Below are 23,911 nucleotides of genomic sequence, written 5' to 3'. Positions count from 1 at the left end.
CGGATGAACAGGCTCGCCCGCTGGGCCCGTGCCGAATGGGGGCTCCTGTACGTCACCGTGCGCGAGGCGCTGGTCGGGCGGCGTCTGCGGGCGATCCCGATGACCCTCGGGGCGGTCATGCTGACGGCGGTCGTGCAGATCGTGCAGAACCAGTCCTGGGGCTATGGGCCGGTGCAGTACCTCGGGGGCGTGCGGGCCGAGGATCCGCTCTGGCCTGCGCTGCTGCGCACTCCGCTGTCGCTGTTCGTGCCGGCGCTGGACCTGCCCGTGTGGGGCGCCCTGGTCCAGGTCCTCTTCGTGTTCGGCATCGCGGAGATCTGCCTCGGCCGTCCGCGCACCCTCGTCATCGCGTACGCCGCGACCCTCGCCGGGACGCTGTACGCGCGCGTGGGCATCCGGCTGGGCTTCGACAGTCTGCTGGGCCTGCCCGCCTCGGACGCCCGTGTCGTGGACACCGGTCCCTCGGCGGCCGTGGTCGGCCTCGCCGTGTACGTCGGCTGGCGCCACGGCGCCCGCCGCACGGCCGGTGCGGTGGCCGCGGCGATGGCGGTGGAGGTGATGCTCAAGGGCAACCTCGCGGGCAAGGAGCATCTCGCGGCGATCGTGGCGGTGGTCGTGCCGATCGTCGTCTCGCGCCTGCGGCACCGCCGTCGCCGGCGGTCGCGGGCGCTCCTGGGCCGGCCGGGTGGTCCCCTGCCCGCTTCCGGCCCGCACCGGTCGGCGCCCGTCGGGGTGATGGCTCGCGTCAGGCGCTGACGCCGGAGGGGTGCGGTGGCATCAGTGCGGCGGCAGTGCCTGGACGTCGGGCTTTCCGCCGATCAGGTCCTGGAATCTGCGGCGGGGGCCCGCCCAGCGGCGGTCGTGGCGGTAGGCGCGCAGGGTGGCTCTGGCCCGCGCCTTGGGGCGGCGCCGGTAGAAGCGGCGGGCCCAGGGGGAGCCGGGGCGGGCCAGGCGGACGAGGCCGATCAGGCCGATGAGCGGCACGATCACGCTGAAGATCGCCATGCGGGCCTTGCCCTTGCTGAGGACGGCCAGCGCGAACAGGAAGTTGACGGCGACGGTCGAGATGACGCCGCCGCGGTCGTGCAGTTCCTGCTGGCTCATGTCGTTGACCCCGAACGGCGAGAAGCCGGCGAGGACCAGTCCGACCAGGGCCGCCGTGAGGGCCACGACCTCGACGCTCTTGCGGCCCTCCTCGCTCCAGTAGACGTCGTCGAGGTGCAGGATCAGCGCGAACTCGTCCAGGACCAGCCCGGCGCCGACGCCGAAGAGCACCGCGCAGACGGCCGTCCCGAACCCGTGCCGGTCGCTGGCGACCGCCCCGAAGCCGCCGATGATCGTGAGCACGACCCCGGGAACGACGTGGTGGATGTGCATCCCGCCCGCCTTGACGTTGCCGAAGGGCCCCTTGCCCGCCCGGATGAGGCGGGTGATGAGCCGGGTGACCAGGAACGTCAGCACGAACGCGGTGAGCGCGAGAAGCAGCGGCAGTTTGCCCGGCTCGATGATGTTGCGCTGCAACCAATGTCCCATACGCGCACTTTATTCGCAGGTGCCTCGGTCGCTCTCCCGACCGCCGGGTAACCTGCGCCGGTGTCCAAGACCCCACCCCTCGACGGCCTCCGCTTCGCCTTCGGCACCCTCACCGTGCTCCCGGTGAAGGTGACGCGCTGGGACCGGGAGGCGGCCCGCGCCGGCATGCTGTGCGCCCCGGTGGCCGGCCTGGTCGTCGGCGGCTGCGCCGCCCTGGCCGGCCTCCTGCTGCTGGCGCTCGGCGCGGGGGCCCTGCTCGCCGCCGTCGCCTCCGCCGCCGTACCCGCCGTACTGACCCGGGGGCTGCATCTCGACGGTCTCGCGGACACCGCGGACGGCCTGGGCAGCGGGAAGCCCGCCGAGGACGCGCTGCGCATCATGAAGCGGTCGGACATCGGGCCGTTCGGGGTCGTCACCCTCATCTTCGTGCTGTTCGCCCAGGTGGCCGCGCTGGCCCAGGCGTACGGCGGCTCGTGGGGGCGGGGTGCGCTGGCCGCCGTCGTCTCGGCGGCCGCGGCCCGGCTGGCGCTCACCCTGGCGGCGCGGGCCGGGGTGCCGGCCGCGCGTCCGGAGGGGCTGGGGGCGGCGGTCGCGGGCGTGGTGCCGGTGCGGGGCGCGGTGGCCGCGGCGGCCGTCGTGACCGTGGCGGCGGCCGCCGCGGGGGCACTGCTCGGGACGTACGACGCGGTGCGCACGGCGGTCGCGGTGCTCGCCGCGCTCGCCGTCGCCGAACTCCTCCTGCGGCACTGCACGCGCCGTTTCGGCGGGGTGACCGGCGATGTGTTCGGGGGCCTGGCCGAGACGGCGGCAACGGTGTCGCTGCTGGTGCTGTCGCTGGGGCAGTAGTCTCTTCCGCCGTACACGGACAAGTGATCGTGATCGGGGGGCGTTCGTGCCGAAGCTTCGTCGTGCCGTGGCCTGGTTCATCGACTTCTCGCTGGTGCTGGCGCTGGCGACCGGGCTGGCGGTGCTCACCTTCCACCGTCTGACCGCGCTCGTGACCGACGTGCCCGACCTGGCCACCCACGGCGGCCTCGATCTGCTGACCTCGCGCGGCGACGTCGTCGGCGCCTCGGAGCACCTGGGCCTTTCGCTGTGGAACCAGGCGGTTCTCGACGTGGAGGAGGCCTTCGGGGCGCTGATCGTGGCGACCTTCCTCTACCAGTGGGGCTGCCTCGCCTTCGCCGGCCGGACCGTCGGCAAGGGGCTGCTCGGGCTGCGGATCGCTCCGGTCGCCGCGCGCCGGGCGGCGGTGCGCGCCGCCGTCACCACGGCGGCGGACATCGCGATCTACGCCGTGGCCTGCGTGCTGCTGGTCGAGGGGTACTTCGTGGCGTCGGTGACGGTGTGGGCGCTCGCGGTCCTCGTCTTCCTCCTCAACGCCCTTCCCGTGCTCGCCCCCACGCGCCGCTCCTTCGCCGACCGCGTGGCCGGCACGACGGTGACCGGGTTCGGGATCAGCACGCCCGCCGCCACGGTCCCAGTTCGTACTTCTTGAGCATCGAACTCAGCTTCAGGCGGCGGGACTGCGCGCAGAAGCGGCTGGTCGGCAGTTCGTACTCCACGTGGAAGACGGCCTTGTCCGCCTCGATGAAGGGTTTGAGGGCCGCGCACTCGCCGTACTGGGCGCACTGTTCGTCGACCGCGAAGTCGAAGTCCTTCACCAGCAGCGGGATCTGGTCCAGGTCGTTCTTCAACCCGACCGCCATGCCCCGGTCGTGGGCCAGCTTCGCGAGCAGCCGGTTGTAGCGGAGCTGGTCGGCGGCGGTGAGGTGGAAGCCGGTGGTGTTGCGGTAGCCGTCCATGTTGTCCGGCTCCACCGCGTCGAAGCCCTTGTCGCGGCACATGTCGAGGCGGGCCGCCATGAGCGGCGCCAGTACGTCCGTGCGGCGGATGTCCAGCCAGCGCTCGCCCTTCCAGCCGTTGCCCCTGCCGATCACCGAGCGGGGGAACTTCTTCGCGTCGGGCCGCCAGTCCTCCCAGGCACCGGTGGACAGGTAGCAGATGACCTTGCGGCCCTTGCGGTGCAGGGCGGCGACCGTGGCCCGGGACTGGTCGAAGCCGTCGATGTCGTAGACCGGGACGTCGACGGAGGTGTCGATCCGGCCGCTGAGCTGCCACTGCCAGGCCACCCCGGGGTGCGGCCGCCAACGCGGGGCGGACGCCGGGGAGTCGGAGTCGGAGTGGGTGGCGCAGCCCACCGACAGCAGGAGCAGGGCGAGCAGGAGGATCGGGCGTCTCAACGGACTGGCTCCAGGGTGGGGGACGGCGTCTCCCCAAGGATGAACACCACGGGCACGGCGGGGGCGACCGGGTGCCGGAACGGGGAAATGACCCCGGCGCGACCCACAGGTGAATGCGCACGGGCATGAGCGAACCCGCGCCACGCGCGTAGGCTCGTCCGCAGTGTTCGACGCACCGGGGAAGGCCCCGCGGAAACCGCACCCTGCCGCCGCATTTAGGGTCGGCTGTCGGGCCCGGTCGACCCACACGTATCGGCCACTGGAACTTCACATCGGAAGCGAGATTTCACCACCGTGACTGCTCTCACTCTCAGCACCGCCGCGGCGCCCGGCCTGCGGGCCGACGCGATCGTCGTCGGTGTCGCCAAGGGCGCTGTGTCCAGGTCCGGGGACCTCGTCGTCGCCCCCGGCGCCGAGGCCGTGGACAAGGCCTACGACGGCAGGCTCGCCGGCGTCCTGGAAACCCTCGGTGCCTCCGGCGCCGAGGGCGAGGTGACGAAGCTGCCCGCCCCGTCGGGCTTCAAGGCCCCACTGGTCGTGGCGGTCGGCCTGGGCACCGAGCCCGAGAAGGACTCCGGCTACGACGGGGAGGCCCTGCGCAAGGCCGCCGGCGCCGCCGCCCGCGCGCTGGCCGGCACCAAGAAGGCCGCCTTCGCGCTGCCGGTCGGGGACGCCTCCGACCTGGGCGCGATCGGCGAGGGCGTGCTGCTGGGCGCGTACTCCTTCGACTCCTACAAGGAGAACGGCAAGGCCGCCAAGGACAAGAACGGCAAGGCGCCGCTCGCCGAGGCCACGCTGCTCGGCGGCAAGCCGCGGGACGCCGCGCACAAGGCGGCGCTCGCCCGCGCCGTCGCCGTCTCCGAGGAGCTCAACCGCGCCCGGGACCTCATCAACACCCCGCCGAACGACCTCAACCCCGAGGCGTTCGCCGCGATCGCGCAGGCCGCGGCCAAGGAGCACGGCATCAAGGTGCAGGTGCTCGACGTGAAGGCGCTGGAGAAGGGCGGCTACGGCGGCATCCTCGGCGTCGGCGCGGGCTCCGCCGCGGGGCCGCGGCTGGTGAAGCTGTCGTACACCTCCTCCAAGGCGAAGAAGCACCTGGCGCTCGTCGGCAAGGGCATCACCTACGACTCGGGCGGCATCTCGCTGAAGCCGGCCGGTCACAACGAGACGATGAAGTGCGACATGAGCGGTGCGGCGGCGGTCTTCGCCGCCGTGGTCGCCGCCGCACGTCTGGGCCTCGAGGTGAACGTCACCGGCTGGCTGGCGCTGGCGGAGAACATGCCCTCGGGTTCCGCCACCCGCCCCGGTGACGTGCTGCGCATGTTCAGCGGCAAGACGGTGGAGGTCCTCAACACCGACGCCGAGGGCCGCCTGGTCCTCGCCGACGCGCTGTGGGCGGCCTCGCAGGAGAAGCCGGACGCCATCGTGGACGTCGCGACCCTCACCGGCGCGATGGTGCTGGCGCTGGGCAGCCGGACCTTCGGGATCATGGCCAACGACGACGCCTTCCGCACGGCGGTGCACGAGGCCGCCGAGGAGGTCGGCGAGCCGGCGTGGCCGATGCCGCTGCCGGAGCACCTGCGCAAGGGCATGGACTCCCCCACCGCCGACATCGCCAACATGGGCGAGCGGATGGGCGGCGGCCTGGTCGCCGGTCTGTTCCTGCGCGAGTTCATCGGCGAGGGCATCACCTGGGCCCACCTGGACATCGCGGGCCCGGCCTTCAACGAGGGCGGCCCGTTCGGGTACACGCCGAAGGGCGGCACGGGCACGGCGGTGCGCACCCTGGTCCGGCTCGCGGAGCTGACGGCCTCCGGCGACCTGGGCTGATGTCACTGTGAGGGAAGGGGGCTCCGCGCGCGGGTAGGGCGGAGCCCCCTTTCCCACGGGCGCTCAAACGAACGTGGGACGTCTCACACACCGGCCCGGCGTCTCGTTCACCTCCGACAAGTGCGAAGATGGGCCACGGCAGGACAGGGCCCCCACCACAGGGCCGAAGACAAGAGCGGCCGGACACCAGCCGCCGACCGGTCACCGCTGACCGGCGTGGCGCACATGCATGGAGGACGTGACGTGGCGAACGACGCCAGCACCGTTTTCGACCTAGTGATCCTCGGCGGTGGTAGTGGCGGTTACGCCGCGGCCCTGCGCGGAGCGCAGCTGGGCCTGGACGTCGCCCTGATCGAGAAGGACAAGGTCGGCGGTACCTGCCTGCACCGGGGTTGCATCCCCACCAAGGCCCTGCTGCACGCGGGCGAGATCGCCGACCAGGCCCGCGAGAGCGAGCAGTTCGGCGTCAAGGCCACCTTCGAGGGCATCGACGTCCCCGCCGTCCACAAGTACAAGGACGGTGTCATCGCCGGCCTGTACAAGGGCCTGCAGGGACTCATCGCCTCCCGGAAGGTGACGTACATCGAGGGCGAGGGCCGCCTGTCCTCCCCCACCTCGGTCGACGTGAACGGCCGTCGTGTCCAGGGCCGCCACGTCCTGCTGGCGACCGGCTCCGTGCCGAAGTCGCTGCCGGGCCTGGAGATCGACGGCAACCGGATCATCTCCTCCGACCACGCCCTCGTCCTGGACCGCGTACCGAAGTCCGCGATCGTCCTCGGCGGCGGTGTCATCGGCGTCGAGTTCGCCTCCGCCTGGAAGTCCTTCGGTACGGACGTCACCGTCATCGAGGGCCTCAAGCACCTCGTCCCGGTCGAGGACGAGAACTCCTCGAAGCTTCTTGAGCGCGCGTTCCGCAAGCGCGGCATCAAGTTCAACCTCGGCACCTTCTTCCAGAAGGCCGAGTACACCCAGGACGGCGTCAAGGTCACCCTCGCCGACGGCAAGGAGTTCGAGGCCGAGTACCTGCTCGTCGCCGTCGGCCGCGGGCCCGTCTCGCAGGGCCTGGGCTACGAGGAGCAGGGCGTCGCGATGGACCGCGGCTACGTCCTGGTCGACGAGTACATGCGCACCAACGTCCCGACGATCTCCGCCGTCGGTGACCTCGTCCCGACGCTCCAGCTCGCGCACGTCGGCTTCGCCGAGGGCATCCTGGTGGCGGAGCGTCTGGCCGGTCTGAAGACCGTCCCGATCGACTACGACGGTGTCCCCCGCGTGACCTACTGCCACCCGGAGGTCGCCTCCGTGGGCATCACCGAGGCCAAGGCCAAGGAGATCTACGGTGCGGACAAGGTCGTCGCTCTGAAGTACAACCTGGCGGGCAACGGCAAGAGCAAGATCCTGAACACCGCGGGCGAGATCAAGCTCGTCCAGGTCAAGGACGGTGCCGTGGTCGGCGTCCACATGGTCGGCGACCGCATGGGCGAGCAGGTCGGCGAGGCCCAGCTGATCTACAACTGGGAGGCGCTGCCGGCCGAGGTCGCCCAGCTCATCCACGCCCACCCGACGCAGAACGAGGCGATGGGCGAGGCCCACCTGGCCCTGGCCGGCAAGCCCCTGCACTCGCACGACTGACCCTCGGTCGACGAAGCGACGACTCAGACTTCCGCAATTCGTAAGGAGCAACCGAAACCATGGCGGTTTCCGTAACCCTTCCGGCGCTCGGCGAGAGCGTCACCGAGGGCACTGTCACCCGCTGGCTGAAGGCCGAGGGTGAGCGCGTCGAGGCCGACGAGCCGCTGCTCGAGGTCTCGACCGACAAGGTCGACACCGAGATCCCCTCGCCCGCCGCCGGTGTCCTCGCCTCCATCAAGGTCGCCGAGGACGAGACCGTCGAGGTCGGCGCCGAGCTGGCCGTCATCGACGACGGCACCGGCGCGCCCGCCGCCGCCCCGGCCGCCGAGCCCGCCCCCGAGCCCGCCGCGGCTCCGGAGCCGGCCGCTGCCGCCCCCTCCACCGAGCAGGCCGCCCCGGCCCCGGCCCCCACCGCCGAGGCCGCGTCCGGCGGTGGCTCCGCCGAGGGCACGGACGTCGTCCTGCCCGCGCTCGGCGAGTCCGTCACCGAGGGCACCGTCACCCGCTGGCTGAAGTCGGTCGGCGACTCCGTCGAGGCCGACGAGCCGCTGCTCGAGGTCTCCACGGACAAGGTCGACACCGAGATCCCGGCGCCCACCTCCGGTGTGCTGCTGGAGATCACGGTCGGCGAGGACGAGACCGCCGAGGTCGGCGCCAAGCTCGCCGTCATCGGCGCCCCGGGTGCGGCTCCGGCCGCTGCCCCGGCCCCCGCCGCTCCGGCCCCGGCCCCCGCCGCCGCTGCTCCGGCCCCGGCCGCTCCCGCGGCTCCGGCGCCCGCTCCGGCCGCCCCGGCGCCGCAGGCCCCGACGGCTCCGGCCCCGCAGCAGGTCACGACCCCGGCTCCCCAGCCGGTCCCGGCCGCTCCGGCTCCCGCCCCGGCCGCGGCGCCCGCCGCCGCTGCCGCTCCGGCCGCCGCCCAGGCGACCGACGAGGGCGCCTACGTCACCCCGCTGGTGCGCAAGCTCGCCGCCGAGCATGGCGTCGACCTGGCCGGCGTCAAGGGCACCGGCGTCGGCGGCCGCATCCGCAAGCAGGACGTCATGGCCGCCGCCGAGGCCGCGAAGGCCGCCGCCGCGGCTCCGGCGCCCGCCGCCGCTGCCGCTCCGGCCGCCAGGAAGGCCCCGAGCCTGGAGGCCTCCCCCCTCCGTGGCCAGACCGTCAAGATGCCGCGCATCCGCAAGGTCATCGGCGACAACATGGTCAAGGCGCTGCACGAGCAGGCGCAGCTGTCGTCGGTCGTCGAGGTCGACGTCACGCGTCTGATGAAGCTGCGCGCCCGGGCCAAGGACGCGTTCGCGGCCCGCGAGGGCGTGAAGCTCTCCCCGATGCCGTTCTTCGTGAAGGCGGCGGCTCAGGCGCTGAAGGCGCACGCGCCGATCAACGCCAAGATCAACGAGGCCGAGGGCACGATCACCTACTTCGACACCGAGAACATCGGTATCGCGGTGGACTCCGAGAAGGGCCTGATGACCCCGGTCATCAAGCACGCCGGCGACCTCAACATCGCGGGCATCGCCAAGGCCACGGCGGAGCTGGCGGGCAAGGTCCGCGGCAACAAGATCACCCCGGACGAGCTGTCCGGCGCGACCTTCACCATCTCCAACACCGGTTCGCGCGGCGCGCTCTTCGACACGATCATCGTGCCGCCGGGCCAGGTCGCGATCCTCGGCATCGGTGCCACGGTCAAGCGCCCGGCGGTCATCGAGACCGAGGAGGGCACGGTCATCGGCGTCCGCGACATGACCTACCTGACCCTCTCCTACGACCACCGTCTGGTGGACGGCGCCGACGCGGCCCGTTACCTGACCGCGGTCAAGGCGATCCTGGAGGCGGGCGAGTTCGAGGTCGAGCTCGGTCTGTAAGGCACAGGGTCCGTACGACGGCGCCCCCGCCCGGAGCTTCCCGGGCGGGGGCGCCGTCGTACCGGCGGGGCGCCGCCGCGGACGGCCTGGGGCCCGGCGTGTAAGTCTCGTCTCACCTGCACGAAAGCGCCCCCGTGCGCCTCTCCCGAAAGCGCTCACGGCCTTATTGTCTAAACGTCGAACGCCCTTAAGGAGCTCTCATGACCGCGCCCGTCGTCCACTCGCTGCGCGAACAGATCCGCGAGCACATCGTGGAGGGGATCGTCAGCGGGCGCTGGAAGCCGGGCGAGCGGATCGTGGAGCGCCGTATCGCCACCGAGCTGGAGGTCAGCCAGACGCCGGTGCGGGAGGCGCTGCGCGAGCTGGAGTCGCTGCGGCTGATCGAGTCCGCGCCGAACAAGGGCGTCCGGGTGCGGAACCTGACGGCGGCCGACCTGGAGGAGAGCTACCCGGTCCGGGCCGGCCTGGAGGCGATCGCGGCGGAGCTGGCGGCGGAGAAGCTGGCGCAGGACTGCTCGGCGCTGGAGCCGCACGTGGCCGCGCTGTACGAGGCGGACCGGAATGCCGACGGCACGGGCCAGGTGCGCCACACGGTGGCCTTCCACCGCGAGCTGGTGCGGGCCGCGGGGAACTCGGTGCTGCTGCACACCTGGGAGGGCCTGGGCATCGAGGTCTTCACGGCACTGTCGATCCGCTGGCTGGGGACCGTTCAGCAGTCGTACGCGGAGGAGCACGAGGAGCTGGTGCAGGCGTTCCGCAGGCGGGATCCGAGGATCGCCGAACTGGTCAAGGCGCACGTGCTGGGCTGCGCTCCGCGAGCCTGAGCGCAGCACCGCTCACCTGCGAAAACCCCGAAAAAAGCGCGGCACCGGGTGCCTGCCCGAAAGACACCCCGTGCCTACTTTCCCGGAATCGGGAAGTTTTGCCCATGAACCCTTTGATCGATCATCGATCAGGGAGTTATTGTCGCCGACGGGCCTGAACCGAGGCCCCGCGCCCTGTCCTGCCAAAGACAAAGGGCACCCCCGAACCCTTACCGATGAGGGCACCCCCTTCGACTGAGGAAGGCGGCGACATGACCGACCCCAACGCCATCCAGCCGAGCGAGCTCGACCAGCTCCCCGACCGGGACCCGGAGGAGACCGCCGAATGGCAGGCCTCCCTGGACGCGGTCGCCAAGGCGGCCGGCCCGCACCGCGCCGCGTACCTGATGCGCCGCACGCTGGAGAGGGCCGAGGGCACCGGCATCGCGCTGCCCAAGCTCCTCGAGACCGACTACGTCAACACCATCCCCACCGCCGCCGAGCCGGCCGTGCCCGGTGACGAGGCGATGGAGCGCCGTATCACCGCGTGGAACCGCTGGAACGCGGCCGCGATGGTGACCCGGGGCAGCAAATACGGCGTCGGCGGCCACATCGCCACCTTCGCCTCCGCGGCCTGGCTCTACGAGACCGGCTTCAACCACTTCTTCCGCGGCAAGGAGGCCGACGGCTCGGGCGACCAGCTCTACATCCAGGGCCACGCCTCCCCCGGCATCTACGCCCGCGCCTTCCTCGACGGCCGGCTGAACGAGTCGCACCTGGACAACTTCCGCCGCGAGTCGGGCGGCAACGGCCTGCCCTCCTACCCGCACCCCCGCCGTCTGCCCTGGCTGTGGGAGTTCCCGACGGTGAGCATGGGCCTGGGCCCCCTCTCCGCCATCTACCAGGCCCGCTTCAACCGGTACCTGACCGCGCGCGGCATCAAGGACGTCTCCGACTCGCACGTCTGGGCCTTCCTCGGCGACGGCGAGATGGACGAGCCCGAGTCGACGGCGGCGCTCGCGCTCGCCTCCCGCGAGGGCCTGGACAACCTGACCTTCGTCATCAACTGCAACCTGCAGCGCCTCGACGGCCCGGTCCGCGCCAACTTCAAGATCGTGCAGGAGCTGGAGGCCCAGTTCCGCGGCGCCGGCTGGAACGTGGTCAAGTCGCTGTGGGGCTCCGCCTGGGACGAGCTGTTCCAGCTGGACACCACCGGCGCGCTCGTACGCCGGCTGCGCGAGGTACCGGACGCCCAGGTGCAGACGTACCAGACGCGGGACGCCGCCTACATCCGCGAGGACTTCTTCGGCAAGGACCCGGCGCTCGTCGAGATGGCGAAACTGCTGAGCGACGACAAGATCCTCGAGTGCTTCCACCTCTCCCGCGGCGGCCACGAGGCCCGCAAGGTGTACGCGGCGTACAAGGCGGCCGTCGAGTTCAAGGGCGCCCCGACCGTGATCCTGGCCCAGACCGTCAAGGGGTACACCCTCGGTGAGGGCTTCGCGTCGAAGAACGCCAACCACCAGATGAAGAAGCTGTCGGTGGACGAGTTCAAGGCGATGCGGGATCTGCTCGAACTGCCCATCTCCGACAGCCAGTTCGTCGACGGCGTGGTCCCCTACGGCCACCCCGGAGCCGACTCCCCCGAGGTGCGCTACCTCCAGGAGCGCCGCGCGGCCCTCGGCGGCCCGGCCCCGGCCCGCCGGGTGCACCCGGTGGCCCCGCTGCCGGCCCCCGCGGAGAAGGCCTTCACCGCCTTCGACAAGGGCTCCGGCTCCCAGAACGTCGCCACCACCATGGCCTTCGTCCGTCTGGTCAAGGACCTGGTCAGGGACAAGGAGACGGGCCGGCGCTGGGTGCCGATCGTGCCGGACGAGGCGCGCACCTTCGGCATGGAGTCGCTCTTCCCGTCCCTCGGGATCTACTCCCCCAAGGGCCAGACGTACGAGCCGGTCGACCGCGACCAGTTGATGTACTACAAGGAGGCCAAGAACGGCCAGATCCTCAACGAGGGGATCACCGAGGCCGGTTCGATGGCCGACTTCATCGCCGCGTCCACCGCGTACGCGACGCACGGCGAGGCGATGATCCCGTTCTACATCTTCTACTCGATGTTCGGCTGGCAGCGCACCGCCGACCAGATGTGGCAGCTCGGCGACCAGCTCGGCCGCGGCTTCCTGGTCGGCGCCACGGCGGGCCGGACCACCCTGACCGGCGAGGGCCTGCAGCACGCCGACGGCCACTCCCCGGTGATCGCGGCGACCAACCCGGCCGCCCTCACCTACGACCCGGCGTTCGCGTACGAGGTGGCGACGATCGTCAAGGACGGTCTGCGCCGCATGTACGGCGAGGCCGCCCCGGGCGAGGACCAGAACGTCTTCTACTACCTGACCGTCTACAACGAGCCGCTCCCGCAGCCGGCGAAGCCGCAGGGCCTCGGTGTCGACGAGGGCATCGTCAAGGGCCTGTACCGCTTCAACACGGCGGAGTCGGCGGGCCTGTCGCCGGTGGCCAACGCCCCGCGCATCCAGCTGCTGGGCTCCGGCACCGCGATCCACTGGACGCTCCAGGCGCAGAAGCTGCTGGCCGAGGAGTGGGGCGTCGCGGCCGACGTCTGGTCCGCCACCTCCTGGACGGAGCTGCGCCGTGACGCGCTGGAGGCCGACGAGGCCCTGCTGCGGGGCGAGGAGCGCGTCCCCTACGTCCGTCAGGCGCTGCACGGCGCCGAGGGCCCGGTCCTCGCGGTGTCCGACTACATGCGCCAGGTCCCGGACCAGATCGCGCAGTGGGTCGAGCAGGACTGGTCCTCGCTGGGCGCGGACGGCTTCGGCCTCTCCGACACCCGCGAGGGCGCTCGCCGGCACTTCGGTGTCGACGCCGAGTCGATCGTCGTCGCGGCGCTCGCCCAGCTGGCGCGGCGCGGCGAGGTGAAGGCGACGGCCGTGAAGGAGGCCCGGGAGAAGTACGGGTTGTAAGTCGACTGCGGGCCGGTGGGGGCCGGTCGCGCAGTTCCCCGCGCCCCTGAAGACAGGCGTGCCTGAGCGGGCCTGCTTCTAAGGGGCGCGGGGAACTGCGCGATCAGCCCCCACCCACCCGCACCCGAACACGCACAATGATGACCCTATGCGCGCTGCCCGCCTGATCAAGATGGTGCTGCTTCTGCAGTCCCGGCCCTCCATGACCGCCGCCGAGCTCGCGCGGGAGCTGGAGGTGTCGGAGCGGACCGTCACGCGGGACGCGCAGGCGCTGTCGGAGGCGGGGGTGCCGGTGTACGCGGACCGGGGGCGGGCGGGCGGCTACCGGCTGATCGGCGGGTACCGGACCCGGCTGACCGGGCTGGCCCGCTCGGAGGCCGAGGCGCTGTTCCTGTCCGGGGTGCCGGGCGCGCTGCGCGAGATGGGGCTGGAGGACGCCGCCTCCGCCGCCCGGCTGAAGGTCTCGGCGGCCCTCCTGCCGTCGCTGCGGGACGCCTCCCGCGCCGCGGCCCAGCGTTTCCACCTGGACGCCCCGAACTGGTTCACCGAGCCGAAGGCGCCCGCCCTGCTGCCCGCCGTGGCGGAGGCGGTGTGGGACGACCGCACGATCACCGCGCGCTACCGCGGCCGGGACGCCGAGGTCGAGCGGACTCTGGAGCCGTACGGGCTCGTGCTCAAGGCCGGGGTCTGGTACCTGTGCGCGCGGGTCGCGGAGCGGGAGACGTACCGGGTGTACCGGATCGACCGCTTCACGGCCGTCGACGGCGGCGGGGAGCGCTTCGAGCGCGACGAGGAGTTCGACCTGCCGGCCTTCTGGGACGAGCGGGCGGAGCAGTTCGCACGGTCGATCCTGCGGGCCGAGGTCGTCGTACGGCTGTCGGCGGCCGGGGTGCGAGGACTTCCCCACGTCGTCGACCCCGCGTCCGCGCGGGAGGCGCTGGCGGCCGCCGGCTCCCCCGGTGCGGACGGCCGGGTCACGGTGACCCTGCCCGTGGAGTCCGAGGAGGTCGCCCACGCGCAGCTCGCGGGGCTGGGCCCGGAGGTGGAGGTGCTGGCGCCGCCGAGCCTGCGGGAGCGGTTCGCGAGCGACGCCGCGCGGCTCGCCGCCCTGTACGGGACATAACAATCCGCCGCACTCCACGTGCGCCCCACCCGCCCAGGGCCGATGCTGTACCCGTGATGGACGAGACGGAGTTCTGGGAGCTGGTGGACGCCACCCGCGAGGCCGCCGAGGGCGACCCCGAGGAGCAGGCGGACCTGCTCGTGGACCGGTTGCTCCAGCTGGAGCCCGAGATGGTCCTCGACTTCGCCCGTCACTTCGAGGCCCGCTACAACCGCGCCTACACCTGGGACCTGTGGGGCGCGGCCGCCGTGCTGCTGAACGGGGCCGGAGACGACACCTTCGACTTCTTCCGCTGCTGGCTGATCGGACAGGGCCGGGAGGTGTACGAGAGCGCCGTGCACCACCCCGACGCGCTGGCCGACCTCCTGGACGACTTCGACGAGGAGCTCGACGGCGACGGGGAGGAGCTGGGGTACGCGGCCGACGAGGCGTACGAGCAGCTCACCGCGACGGTGGCGCCCGACCTGGGCATCGCGCCGGCGCCTGCCGAGCCGGAGGGGACGCCGGTCGACCTGGAGAGCGACCCGGCGCTGGCGGAGCGGTATCCGAAACTGTGGGAACGGTTCAGGGACTGACGTAAATGTGGGAACGGTCCGGGACCGACGTCCGGGACCCGCCATCCGTTCGACGAGGGGGACCATGGCCCGCATCCCGTACCCGGAGCGTCCGGCCGACGGCGTCGCGAAGCTGCCCGTGCCGCTGAACGCCTTCCGCATGCTCTCGCACGCCCCGCCGCTGACGGACACGGCGATCGAGATGGGCCTGGCCGTGCTGCGCGAGTCGACGCTGCCGGTCCGGCTGCGCGAGCTGGTGGTGCTGGCGGTGGCGGCCGGCACGGAGTGCGAGTACGAGGCCGTCCAGCACGGTCCGGTCGCGCTCGCCTCGGGTGTGACGCCCGAGCAGCTGGCGGCGATCTCCGAACGGCGCTCCGCGGGCCGGGAGTTCGACGAGACGGAGTCGGCGGCCCTGACCGCGGCCTTCGAGCTGGTGTCCCGGCACACCCTGTCCGAGGCCACGCTGACCGCGCTGCGCGCCCGCTTCACCGACCGTCAGGTCGTCGAGATCGTCACGACGACCGGCTACTACGTCATGCTGGCGGGCCTGATGAACGGGCTCGGGGTGGACGTCGATCCGTCCGGGGAGCGGTTCCTGGGGCTCGCCGGGGACGACCGGCCGCGGTAGCGGCTCAGACCGCGGCGGTGCGCCTGCGGGTGGAGTCCGACGGGATGTAGGCGTGCGTCTGGTCGGCGACCGCGTGGTGCATCGGGGCCGCGTTGGCCCGGTCGAGCGCGGACGCGGTGACGGCCGCCGGGCCGAGGACGACGGCGGCGGCCGCGCAGAGCGCCGCCCAGGGGCCGAACATGCCCCTGGTCCGGCCCTCGGTCTTGTGCGTGGCGATGCTGTGACTGTTCACTTCTTCCCCACCTTCGGTCAGTGCGTGTGCATGACGATAGGGACCGTGCCTCAGGACGATCCGTGAGGCGGCTGGGAGAAACCTGTGAGGCCATGAGCAGCCCGTACGTGAGGGAGCTGACGCGCGAGGAGCATCTCGCGCATCTGCGGACGCACCCGGACGCGAGCCATCTGCAGATCCCCGAGTGGGGCGACGTGAAGCCCGACTGGGTGGCGGAGAGCGTCGGCTGGTTCGAGGACGAACTGCTCGTCGCGGCGGCACTGGTGCTGTACCGCCCGCTGCCCGGGACGCGCCGTTTCCTCGCCTACCTCCCCGACGGGCCCGCGATCGACTGGTCGGACCCGCGGCTGGAGCGCCGGCTGGATCCGCTCGTCGCCCACCTGGAGGAGCGCGGGGCGTTCGCGGTGCGGATCGGACCGCCGCTCGTCGTACGGCACTGGGAGGCGGACACCGTCACCGCGGGGATCGCCGACCCGGGCGTACGGCATCTGCGCGATCTGCCGGCCGCCGGTATCGACGGGTTCGCGCTGGACGCGGCCGAGCGGCTGGAGCGGCTGGGGTGGCGGCGGTGCGAGGAGGGCGACGGCGGCGGGTTCGGGCTGGGGCAGCCCCGCTACGGCTTCCGGATCCCGCTCGCCGGGCGGTCGACGCAGGATCTGCGGGAGGGCCTCGCCCCGCACTTCGAGCAGGCGTTGGGCACGGCGGAGCGGGCGGGCGTGCGGGTCTCCTGGGGCTCGGCGGCCGACCTGTCCGACTTCCACCGCCTGTATGCGGCCACGGCCGCCCGCGACGGCTTCAGGGCCCGTCCGCCGGAGTACTTCCGGCGCATGTGGAAGGCGCTCAACGCCGAGGACGACGACCGGCTGCGCATCTACCTCGCCGAGCACGACGGTTTCGTGCTCTCCGCGGCCCTCATGATCAACGTCGGTCCCCGCTCCTGGCACTCCTATCCCGCCTCCGGCCGCCAGGGCCGTGAACTGCGGCCCAGCAGCGCCCTGCTGTGGCGCATGCTGTGCGACGCGCGGGCGGCGGGCGCCGACGTCTACGACCTGCGCTCCATCACCCCCGTCCTCACCCCGAACCGGCTGCTGGGGCGGCTGCGCTTCAAGTCGGGCACCGGTGGGCGGGCCGTGGAGTACCTCGGCGAGTGGGAACGGCCGGTCGGCGGCCAGGGGAAGGTGCTGCAGCGGGCCGTGCGGGTGTACCTCGGGCGGCGGTGACGTTACGGCGTCCTGCCCTGGAGCCGGGCCGCCAGGGCTCTGATCTCCGGGAGGCGGGCGGTGAGGGCGGCGCCGGGGCATGAGGTCATGTAGCCGTCGTCGTGGCCGGCGAGGGCGGGGAGGGTGGCCGTGGTGCCGGCCCTGTAGCGGCTGAGGCTGTTGCTGGAGGTCAGCCGGACCCGGGAGCGGGGGTCGATGTCGGCGAGGCCCAGTTTCCAGGCGGCGAGGGCGGCGATCGCGTCGGTCATGGCCTTGGGGACGGGGACGCCCGCGGTGAACGTGCCGAGGGCGGCGATACCGGCGGTGCGGTGGTTGAAGCCCTGGGTGTGGGCGCCGGTGACGGGGCGGTCGACGCCGCCCGCGCGGCCCTCGTAGACGGTGCCGCAGCGGTCGACGAGGAAGTTGTAGCCGATGTCGTCCCAGCGGCGGGCGCCGGTCTGGCCGGCGTAGAGGTAGCGGATGATGCGGGGCGCGTCGGCGCAGTCGTAGCCGTTGGGCGAGTCGGTGTGGTGGACGAAGACGGCGACGACCTTGTCGTCGTAGCGCGGGGGCGGCTGCGCGTGCCGGGCGAGGTCGTCGAGCCAGACCGAGCGGGGCACGATGCGGGGCCTGGCGGCGGTGTGCGCGGCGGGCACCGGGCGGGCCGGGGCGAGCGGGACGGGACGCCGCGCGTCGGCGTGCTGGACCCCGTCCACGCACAGCACCAGCCCGAGAACCCCGGCGAGCCCGAGGAAACAGGCGGCCCCCACCCGCGCGGCCCGCGGCAGCCGGACCCCCCGCCGCACGCCACGACACCCGACCGGGGTCCTGGGCGCGGCCGCCTCCACCGCCGGACCGTCGTCTCCGGGCGGCGCGGCCTGTGCAGGCGTCGTGCCCGTGCGCGGCGCGCCCAGCAGGCGCAGCGCCCGCCGCGGGCTCAGTGCCCGTGTTCGGCGCAGCCTGGCTCGTATGCGTGCGGTGCGTCGGCTTCGAGGCCCCCGCGATCTTCGGACCCGCATGGGTCCACTCTCGGCCGGAAAGGCTTCGCCCGCGATGTGTGCTGTGCCACCCGGTGGAACCATCCTCCTGGTCCGTGACGTTTTTCCGGGTGGAGGGGGGCGGGGGGAGACACGCACGCGCACGACTGATCATCGGGACCGTCCCGCGCGTACTAAGGGGTCTGAGAGAAAGGCGGCTCTGTGGACCTGCTCGACATCCTGCTGATGCTGGTGGTTCTGGCCTACGCGGCGTCCGGCTACCGGCGCGGCCTGGTCGCCGGCTGCGTCTCGCTCGCCGGGTTCGTCGGCGGAGCCGTCGTCGGTGTGTGGGTGCTGCCCTGGATGATGGACCTGGTGACGGCGGGGACGACCCGGGCGACGGTCACCGCGGTGCTGACCGTGCTGGTCCCGGCGGTGGTGGGACACGAGCTGGCCGGACGGCTGGCGCTCAGGCTGCGGCGGGAGCTGGACCGGGGGCCGCTGCGGGTGGCCGACGGCATCGGCGGGGCCGCGGCCAACTCGGTCGCCGTCCTGATCGTGGCGTGGGTCGCCGCGAGCGTGGTCGGCGTCTCCTCGTCGCCGCTGGTCACCACCGCGATCCGGGACTCGACCCTGCTGGGCGCCGTGCAGAACCTCATGCCGGACACCACCCCGACCTGGTTCTCCCGGGCCACCTCCGCGCTGACCCAGGCGGGCTTCCCGCAGGTCTTCAACCCGTTCGAGAACGAGTCGACGGCCCGGGTGGCCAAGCCGACCGGCGACAGCGTCACGGCGGCCGCGACCAGCGCCGCCAAGCTCAGCACGGTGAAGATCGAGGGTGTCTCCGGCAACCAGGGCCGCGAGGGCAGCGGGTTCGTGTACGCCCGCGAGCACGTGATGACGAACGCGCACGTGGTGGCCGGGATCGACCACCCGACCGTGCGCATCGGCGGGGTCGGGCAGTCGTACGACGCCCAGGTGGTGCTCTTCGATCCGGACAGGGACGTGGCCGTGCTGTACGTGCCCGGCCTCAGGGCGCCGGTGCTGAGGTTCGACGGCGGTGCCGGGCGCGGCGACTCGGCGGTCGTCGCCGGCTATCCGCAGGACGGCGACCTCGACCTGCAGGCGGCGACGGTCGCGAGCCGTGTCGACGCCACCGGGCAGAACATCTACGGCGACGCCACGGTGACCCGCGAGATCTACTCGATCCGCTCCACGGTCCGCCCCGGCAACTCCGGCGGCCCCCTGCTGACCACGGACGGCCGGGTGTTCGGGGTGGTCTTCGCCCGCTCGACGTCCGACAACGAGACCGGCTACGTCCTGACGGCGGCCGAGGTCTCCTCCGACGCCCGGCGCGCGGCCGGATCGACGGCGGCGGTGGACACGGGCGATCTGGTCACGTCGTAGCGCGGTCCGCTGTCCGATGATGGAGGGCCGGTCCCCCACGCTCGCCGGAGGCTGCCGTGCCCGTCTTCTTCCTGATCTCCCTGCTGGTGGCGGGAGGCGCGCTGTTCCTGGTCGTCCGCAGGCGCCGCGAGGCGGCCAACCGCGACCAGGTCAGAGACTGCACCCCATGAGGACGTCGTCCACGTACGCGCCCTCCAGCAGGAACTCGCCGGGCAGCACGCCCTCCACCACGAAGCCCTCGGTCTCGTAGAGCTTCCGGGCCGGGGCGTTGTGCCCGAGGACGCGCAGGGTGAGCCGGCGGGCGCCCTGTCTGCGGGCCTCCTCCCGCACGGCGCGCAGCAGCGCCCGCCCGACGCCGGCTCCACGCGCCTCCTCGGCGACGACGAGCCCCTGGATCTGCCGGACGTGGGAGTTGCAGGCCAGCGGGGTCGGATAGGCCAGCCGGACATAGCCGACGACGGTGCCGTCGAGTTCGGCGACCAGGTGGTCGCGGGGGCCGAACCGCTCGTTGTAGAAGGCCTCGTACGGCGGCCGGGGCCGCGGCTGTACGGAGTGCAGCGGGGACCAGGTGACGCGGTCGAGGCGGCCCAGTGTCTCCTCGTCGTCGAGCGTGGCGTGACGTATGTGGGGAACGACCATAACGGCCACCTTATGAGTCCTCTGAGGAGAATGAGTCCATGCAACGATCTCGAATCGCGGTGGCCGGTGCGTCCGGACTGATCGGCGGCGCCCTGGCGCGGTCCCTGAAGGCGGACGGTCACGAGGTGGTGCGGCTGGTGCGGCGGGCGGCCCGTGCCGCGGACGAGGTGTGCTGGGACCCCGAGGGGCGGTACGTGGACGCGGCCGGCCTGGCCGGGTGCGACGTCCTGGTCAACCTCGCCGGCGCCGGGGTCGGCGACCGGCGCTGGACGGACGAGTACAAGGAGCGGATCCGCAACGGCCGGGTGCTCGGCACGGCGGCGCTGGCCGAGGCGATCGCCGGGCTGGAGGACGGGCCGCGGGTGTTCGTGAACGGCAGCGCGATGGGGATCTACGGCGAGACCGGCGACCGGGCCGTCGACGAGAGCGCGCCGCCCGGCCGCGGGTTCCTGCCCGAGCTGTGCGTGGAGTGGGAGGCGGCCGCGGCGCCCGCGCAGGAGGCGGGCGTGCGGACCGTGTTCACGCGGACGGGTCTGGTGGTGTCCGGGGAGGGCGGGGCCTGGGGGCGGCTGTTCCCGCTGTTCAAGGCGGGGCTCGGGGGGCGGATGGGCGACGGGCGGCAGTACTGGTCGTACATCTCGCTGCACGACGAGGTGGCCGCGATCCGGTACCTCATCGACACCGACGGGCTGTCCGGGCCGTTCAACCTGACGGCCCCGAACCCGCTGACGAACCGTGAGATCACCGCGGCCATGGGGCGCGTGCTGCACCGGCCGACACTGTTCGCCGTGCCGGCGCAGGTGTTGCGGACCGTGCTCGGCGAGATGGCCGGGGACGTGCTGGGCAGTGCGCGGGTGCTGCCGACGCGGCTGCTGGAGTCGGGCTTCACGTTCACGTACCCGGAGATCGAACAGGCGATCCGCGCCGCCTTGTGAGGGCCACCCTGCGCAGCCACCGTGTGACCGCATGCGACCGTTGTGCGACCGTGCCCTGTGCATGCGCGACTGCCCCTGACCGATCGCGGCCCTAACCTCGACCCGAACTCGGGTATCCCTGGAGCCTGTTGGGGGCATGACGTCTCCACCGGCCGCGCAACCTCGAGGAGGGGCACGTGCTTGAGCCCGCGTACCAGGCCGACGTCGTGATCGTGGGGGCCGGGGTGGCCGGCCTCTCGGCGGCGCATCGGCTGACCAGCGCAGGAGTGACGACCACGGTTCTGGAGGCCGCCCCGGGTGCGGGGGGCCGGATGTCGACCGAGAAGGTCGACGGGTTCCGGCTCGACCGCATCGGGCAACTGCTGTCGACGGCGTATCCGGAACTACGGCTGACCCCCGGCCTCGACGCCCTCGTGCTGCGACCGTTCGCGCCGGGCGTCCTGCTGCACAGCGACGGGCGGCACCACCGGGCGGGGGCAGTGGCCGGCGCAGGGGGCGCACGGGGCGCACTCCACGCCGTACGCGCCCTGGCAAGCGCCCCTCGCGCTACGGCCGCGCCACGGGCGAGCGCCCCGCTGGGCAACGCCGTCGACCAGGCCCGGCTCGGCGCGGCGCTCACCCGGCTCGCGGCCATGCCCGTGGAGCGGCTGCTGTCCCGGCCCGAGTCGCCCGCCCGTCAGGCCCTCGCCGCGCGCGGTGTGCCGGCCCGCACCGTGGACGGCTTCCTCCGTCCGCTGCTCGCGGCCCTGCTGTGCGACCCGGAGCTGACGACGTCCAGCCGGTGCGCGGATCTCGCGCTGCGCTCGTTCGCGGCCGGGCGGCTGTGCGTGCCCGAGGGCGGCGCCGAGACGCTGCCGGAGCTGCTGCGGCGCGCGCTGCCGCCGGGCACCGTGCACACCGGGGTCCGGGTCACCTCCGTGTCCACCAACGCGGTGACCACGGCCGAGCACGGCGAGATCCGCTGCCGGGCGGTGCTGCTGGCGACCGACGCGCGGGCAGCCGCCGAGCTGCTGCCGGGCCTGCGCGTCCCGGACTTCCACCAGCTGACGGTGGTCCACCACTCGGCGGACGAGGCGCCGGCGACGGGCGCCTCGCTGCTCCTGGACGCCGACCGCGGCGGCCCGGTCGCCCACACGGCGGTGGTCAGCGCGGTGGACCCGAGCCGGGCCCCCGCGGGCCGGGTCCTGGTCTCCTCCACGGTCCTGGGGCCGCCCCCGGCCGACCTCGACACCGCCGTCCGCATGCACCTCTCGCGCCTCTACGGCACCTCGACCCGCCGCTGGGAGACCCTCGCCGTCCACCACACCGCGGAGGCCGTCCCCGCCATGCGCCCGCCCCACGACCTGCGCCGTCCGGTGCGCCTGATGGCCGGCCTGTACGTGTGCGGCGACCACCGGGACACCAGCACCGTCCAGGGAGCCCTGCACTCGGCCCACCGGGCTTCGACGGCGATCCTGGCGGACCTGGGAGCGGCGGGCTCGATGCACAGGTCCGACCCCCTCCCCACAACACAGGCCGCCTAGCACGCGCCCCGAAAGGGGCGCGGGGAACCGCGCGACCAGCCCCGACGGCGCCGCACCCGGCACACCGCCCACGCCGCCACGGCGCGACCCCCGCCCCCCTTCAGCCCAGCGCAGCGACCTTGTCGCGATACCCGCGCACCGGCGCCGAGTCCTTGTACGGCTCCAGCCTGCGCTCGAAGTCCCTGACGTACTCCGTCGCCCGCACCGACCGCATATCGGCCGCCGCGCCCGCCGCCTCCGCCCCGAGCGCACAGGCCTGGTCCAGCTCACCCAGGCCCAGCCGGGCGGAGGCCAGCACCACGCGGCAGAACAGCCGGCTGCGGGCGTACGCGGGCGCCCGCAGCTGCAGCGAGCGTTCGGCGTGCAGCGCCGCCGCCCGGAACTGCTGCAGGTCCCGGTGGGCGTGCCCGAACTCGTCGGCGAGCTGCGCCTCGTCGAAGAACCGCGCCCAGTACGGCACTTCGTCTCCCGAGCGCGCCGCCTCCAGCGCGCGCTCGGCCCGTACCAGCGAGGCGGTGCAGTTGCGCACCTCGCCGAGCACTCCGTGTGCGCGCGCCTCGGCCGCGTGCAGCAGCGCCTGCACGACCGGCGGGGCGTTGGTGCCCACGCCCTGCTGGGCCACCCGCGCCAGTTGCACGGCCTCGCGCCCGTGCCCGAGATAGACGGCCTGCCGGCTCATGGTGACCAGCACGTACGCCCCGTACGCCCGGTCGCCCGCCGCCTGTGCGAGCCGCAGCGACTGCACGAAGTACCGCTGGGCCAGCCCGTGCGCGGCGATGTCGTACGAGGTCCAGCCCGCGAGCCGGGTCAGATCGGCGGCCGCGGCGAACAGCTTGCGGCCGGTCTGCTCGCCGTAGCCGCCGCGCAGCATCGGCTCGCACTCGTGCTCCAGGTAGCGCACGAGGGCCTGGCGGGCGTGGCCGCCGCCGTACATGTTGTCGAGGGTGCGGAACAGCTCGCCGACCGAACGCAGTGCGGCGATGTCGCCGGCGGTGACCCGCTGGCCGGGCCCGCGCTCGCCCTGGCCGCGCTGGCGCGGGACGACCGGGCGGCCCTGCACCGGGATCTTGGGGACCGGCGCTGTCCGGGCGGCGCCGGGGGCGGGCGGCGGCTGTTCGCCGCGGGCGACACGGTCGTCGGCCCGGCCGATCAGCCAGTCCCGGCTGGGCACCACCAGGCCGGCCGGCGTGAACGCGATCTTGCGCAGTTCGGCGTGCGAGCCGGAGTCCTTGCGCCACAGGCCGCTGACGATGTCGACGGCCTCCTCGGGGGTCGAGGCGAACTCCAGGCCGGCGTACACCGGCGCACAGGCGTCGAGTCCGAGGTCCTGGGCGGTGAGCCGGCGCCCCAGACGCCGGGTGAAGACCTCGGCGATGAGGGCGGGAGTGGTGCCGCGGGGCTGCTGTCCACGCAGCCACCTGGTCACGGACGTCTTGTCGTATCTCAGGTCAAGCCCGTGTTCGAGACCGAGCTGGTCCACGCGTCGGGCGAGCCCCGCGTTGGAGAACCCCGCTTCTGCGATGAGCGCGGCGAGCTGTCGGTTGGGAGTGCGCTGCGCGGGTCGTTCCGTCATCTGCGGTGCGGTCTCCTGCCTTTCGGGCCTACCAACGGGGCCGATCTGGCCGCCGAGGTGCCCGGATTGCCTGTGAGCAGCCCTTATGGCCTCTGGGAACGGCGCGAATGTAGCGGAGAGTGAGCATGGGGTCGCACACTTCCACGTTCGTTCATCCGATCGTGTGAGGATTAGCCGCGCGGCTGACGCGGGACGGCCAGTCGTACAGTGGCGTAGGCACGTTTCGTGCCTTACGACCTT

The 23,911-nt window shown here is 72.9% G+C and carries 22 protein-coding genes; 16 read left to right on the top strand and 6 right to left on the bottom strand.

The window, feature by feature from the left end; all coding sequences use genetic code 11:
- Positions 1 to 3 precede the first annotated feature (3 nt).
- Positions 4 to 756, top strand: a complete 753-nt coding sequence (locus ACQF4J_RS32830; protein WP_351800037.1) for a hypothetical protein — start codon at positions 4 to 6, stop codon at positions 754 to 756.
- Between the two features lie 21 nt (positions 757 to 777).
- Here ACQF4J_RS32830 and ACQF4J_RS32825 read toward each other — a convergent pair whose 3' ends face one another.
- Complete coding sequence (locus tag ACQF4J_RS32825) at positions 778 to 1,533, bottom strand: hypothetical protein (RefSeq protein ID WP_351578021.1); 756 nt, start codon at positions 1,531 to 1,533, stop codon at positions 778 to 780.
- A gap of 60 nt (positions 1,534 to 1,593) precedes the next feature.
- Between ACQF4J_RS32825 and ACQF4J_RS32820 the strand changes: the two genes are divergently transcribed.
- Entirely contained in the window at positions 1,594 to 2,379 is a 786-nt protein-coding gene (locus tag ACQF4J_RS32820) for an adenosylcobinamide-GDP ribazoletransferase (RefSeq protein WP_351578018.1), read from the top strand.
- Positions 2,380 to 2,425: 46 nt separating this feature from the next.
- Positions 2,426 to 3,031: an RDD family protein gene (locus ACQF4J_RS32815; RefSeq protein WP_351578015.1), complete on the top strand. Its 606-nt coding sequence runs from the start codon at positions 2,426 to 2,428 to the stop codon at positions 3,029 to 3,031.
- Here ACQF4J_RS32815 and ACQF4J_RS32810 read toward each other — a convergent pair.
- Positions 2,991 to 3,776 (bottom strand): endo alpha-1,4 polygalactosaminidase, encoded by a 786-nt coding sequence (locus tag ACQF4J_RS32810; protein WP_427167483.1) that lies wholly within the window; start codon positions 3,774 to 3,776, stop codon positions 2,991 to 2,993. The genes ACQF4J_RS32815 and ACQF4J_RS32810 overlap by 41 nt on opposite strands.
- Before the next feature lie 294 nt (positions 3,777 to 4,070).
- Between ACQF4J_RS32810 and ACQF4J_RS32805 the strand changes: the two genes are divergently transcribed.
- The 8 genes from ACQF4J_RS32805 (at position 4,071) to ACQF4J_RS32770 (ending at position 15,186) form a co-directional block, all read left to right on the top strand.
- Positions 4,071 to 5,609 carry a leucyl aminopeptidase gene (locus ACQF4J_RS32805; RefSeq protein WP_351578008.1) on the top strand — a complete coding sequence of 513 codons (1,539 nt, stop codon included), beginning with the start codon at positions 4,071 to 4,073 and terminating at the stop codon, positions 5,607 to 5,609.
- A 243-nt stretch (positions 5,610 to 5,852) separates the two neighbouring features.
- Positions 5,853 to 7,241, top strand: a complete 1,389-nt coding sequence (lpdA, locus tag ACQF4J_RS32800; protein WP_351578005.1) for a dihydrolipoyl dehydrogenase — start codon at positions 5,853 to 5,855, stop codon at positions 7,239 to 7,241.
- A 59-nt stretch (positions 7,242 to 7,300) separates the two neighbouring features.
- A complete protein-coding gene (gene sucB / locus ACQF4J_RS32795) occupies positions 7,301 to 9,103 on the top strand; it encodes a 2-oxoglutarate dehydrogenase, E2 component, dihydrolipoamide succinyltransferase (protein WP_427167482.1) in 1,803 nt (600 codons plus the stop codon).
- Between the two features lie 200 nt (positions 9,104 to 9,303).
- Positions 9,304 to 9,927 carry a GntR family transcriptional regulator gene (locus ACQF4J_RS32790; RefSeq protein WP_200705735.1) on the top strand — a complete coding sequence of 208 codons (624 nt, stop codon included), beginning with the start codon at positions 9,304 to 9,306 and terminating at the stop codon, positions 9,925 to 9,927.
- Positions 9,928 to 10,178: 251 nt separating this feature from the next.
- Positions 10,179 to 12,881, top strand: coding sequence for a pyruvate dehydrogenase (acetyl-transferring), homodimeric type (gene aceE, locus ACQF4J_RS32785; protein ID WP_427167481.1), 2,703 nt, complete (start codon positions 10,179 to 10,181; stop codon positions 12,879 to 12,881).
- Between the two features lie 148 nt (positions 12,882 to 13,029).
- A complete protein-coding gene (locus tag ACQF4J_RS32780) occupies positions 13,030 to 14,004 on the top strand; it encodes a helix-turn-helix transcriptional regulator (RefSeq protein WP_427167479.1) in 975 nt (324 codons plus the stop codon).
- 56 nt (positions 14,005 to 14,060) lie between these two features.
- The gene (locus ACQF4J_RS32775) at positions 14,061 to 14,579 is read left to right on the top strand and encodes a DUF4240 domain-containing protein (protein ID WP_351578099.1); all 519 of its coding nucleotides are present in this window, start codon (positions 14,061 to 14,063) and stop codon (positions 14,577 to 14,579) included.
- 64 nt (positions 14,580 to 14,643) lie between these two features.
- Entirely contained in the window at positions 14,644 to 15,186 is a 543-nt protein-coding gene (locus tag ACQF4J_RS32770; RefSeq protein ID WP_351577993.1) for a carboxymuconolactone decarboxylase family protein, read from the top strand.
- 4 nt (positions 15,187 to 15,190) lie between these two features.
- On the opposite strand, the gene ACQF4J_RS32765 is transcribed toward ACQF4J_RS32770, so the two are convergent.
- Complete coding sequence (locus ACQF4J_RS32765) at positions 15,191 to 15,418, bottom strand: hypothetical protein (RefSeq protein ID WP_351578105.1); 228 nt, start codon at positions 15,416 to 15,418, stop codon at positions 15,191 to 15,193.
- Positions 15,419 to 15,510: 92 nt separating this feature from the next.
- Between ACQF4J_RS32765 and ACQF4J_RS32760 the strand changes: the two genes are divergently transcribed.
- Complete coding sequence (locus ACQF4J_RS32760; RefSeq protein ID WP_427167478.1) at positions 15,511 to 16,638, top strand: lipid II:glycine glycyltransferase FemX; 1,128 nt, start codon at positions 15,511 to 15,513, stop codon at positions 16,636 to 16,638.
- 2 nt (positions 16,639 to 16,640) lie between these two features.
- Here the strand turns inward: ACQF4J_RS32760 and ACQF4J_RS32755 are convergent, their stop codons facing one another.
- Positions 16,641 to 17,423, bottom strand: a complete 783-nt coding sequence (locus ACQF4J_RS32755; protein ID WP_351577987.1) for a peptidoglycan recognition protein family protein — start codon at positions 17,421 to 17,423, stop codon at positions 16,641 to 16,643.
- 393 nt (positions 17,424 to 17,816) lie between these two features.
- Here ACQF4J_RS32755 and ACQF4J_RS32750 point away from each other — a divergent pair, with 393 nt between their 5' ends.
- Complete coding sequence (locus ACQF4J_RS32750; protein WP_351577985.1) at positions 17,817 to 19,001, top strand: MarP family serine protease; 1,185 nt, start codon at positions 17,817 to 17,819, stop codon at positions 18,999 to 19,001.
- 56 nt (positions 19,002 to 19,057) lie between these two features.
- Positions 19,058 to 19,171, top strand: coding sequence for an LPXTG cell wall anchor domain-containing protein (locus ACQF4J_RS32745; RefSeq protein ID WP_107416168.1), 114 nt, complete (start codon positions 19,058 to 19,060; stop codon positions 19,169 to 19,171).
- Here the strand turns inward: ACQF4J_RS32745 and ACQF4J_RS32740 are convergent.
- Positions 19,152 to 19,640 carry a GNAT family N-acetyltransferase gene (locus ACQF4J_RS32740; RefSeq protein ID WP_351577982.1) on the bottom strand — a complete coding sequence of 163 codons (489 nt, stop codon included), beginning with the start codon at positions 19,638 to 19,640 and terminating at the stop codon, positions 19,152 to 19,154. The genes ACQF4J_RS32745 and ACQF4J_RS32740 overlap by 20 nt on opposite strands.
- Positions 19,641 to 19,678: 38 nt before the next feature.
- Here ACQF4J_RS32740 and ACQF4J_RS32735 point away from each other — a divergent pair, with 38 nt between their 5' ends.
- The gene (locus ACQF4J_RS32735; RefSeq protein ID WP_351577979.1) at positions 19,679 to 20,575 is read left to right on the top strand and encodes a TIGR01777 family oxidoreductase; all 897 of its coding nucleotides are present in this window, start codon (positions 19,679 to 19,681) and stop codon (positions 20,573 to 20,575) included.
- A 176-nt stretch (positions 20,576 to 20,751) separates the two neighbouring features.
- Positions 20,752 to 22,098, top strand: coding sequence for an NAD(P)/FAD-dependent oxidoreductase (locus tag ACQF4J_RS32730; protein ID WP_351577976.1), 1,347 nt, complete (start codon positions 20,752 to 20,754; stop codon positions 22,096 to 22,098).
- Between the two features lie 100 nt (positions 22,099 to 22,198).
- Here the strand turns inward: ACQF4J_RS32730 and ACQF4J_RS32725 are convergent, their stop codons facing one another.
- Positions 22,199 to 23,671 (bottom strand): regulator, encoded by a 1,473-nt coding sequence (locus ACQF4J_RS32725; protein WP_351577973.1) that lies wholly within the window; start codon positions 23,669 to 23,671, stop codon positions 22,199 to 22,201.
- Positions 23,672 to 23,911 lie beyond the last annotated feature (240 nt).

This window comes from Streptomyces sp. C1-1 (assembly GCF_050214755.1).
Classification (GTDB): Bacteria; Actinomycetota; Actinomycetes; order Streptomycetales; family Streptomycetaceae; genus Streptomyces.
This window is presented reverse-complemented; position numbering and strand designations above follow the sequence as displayed.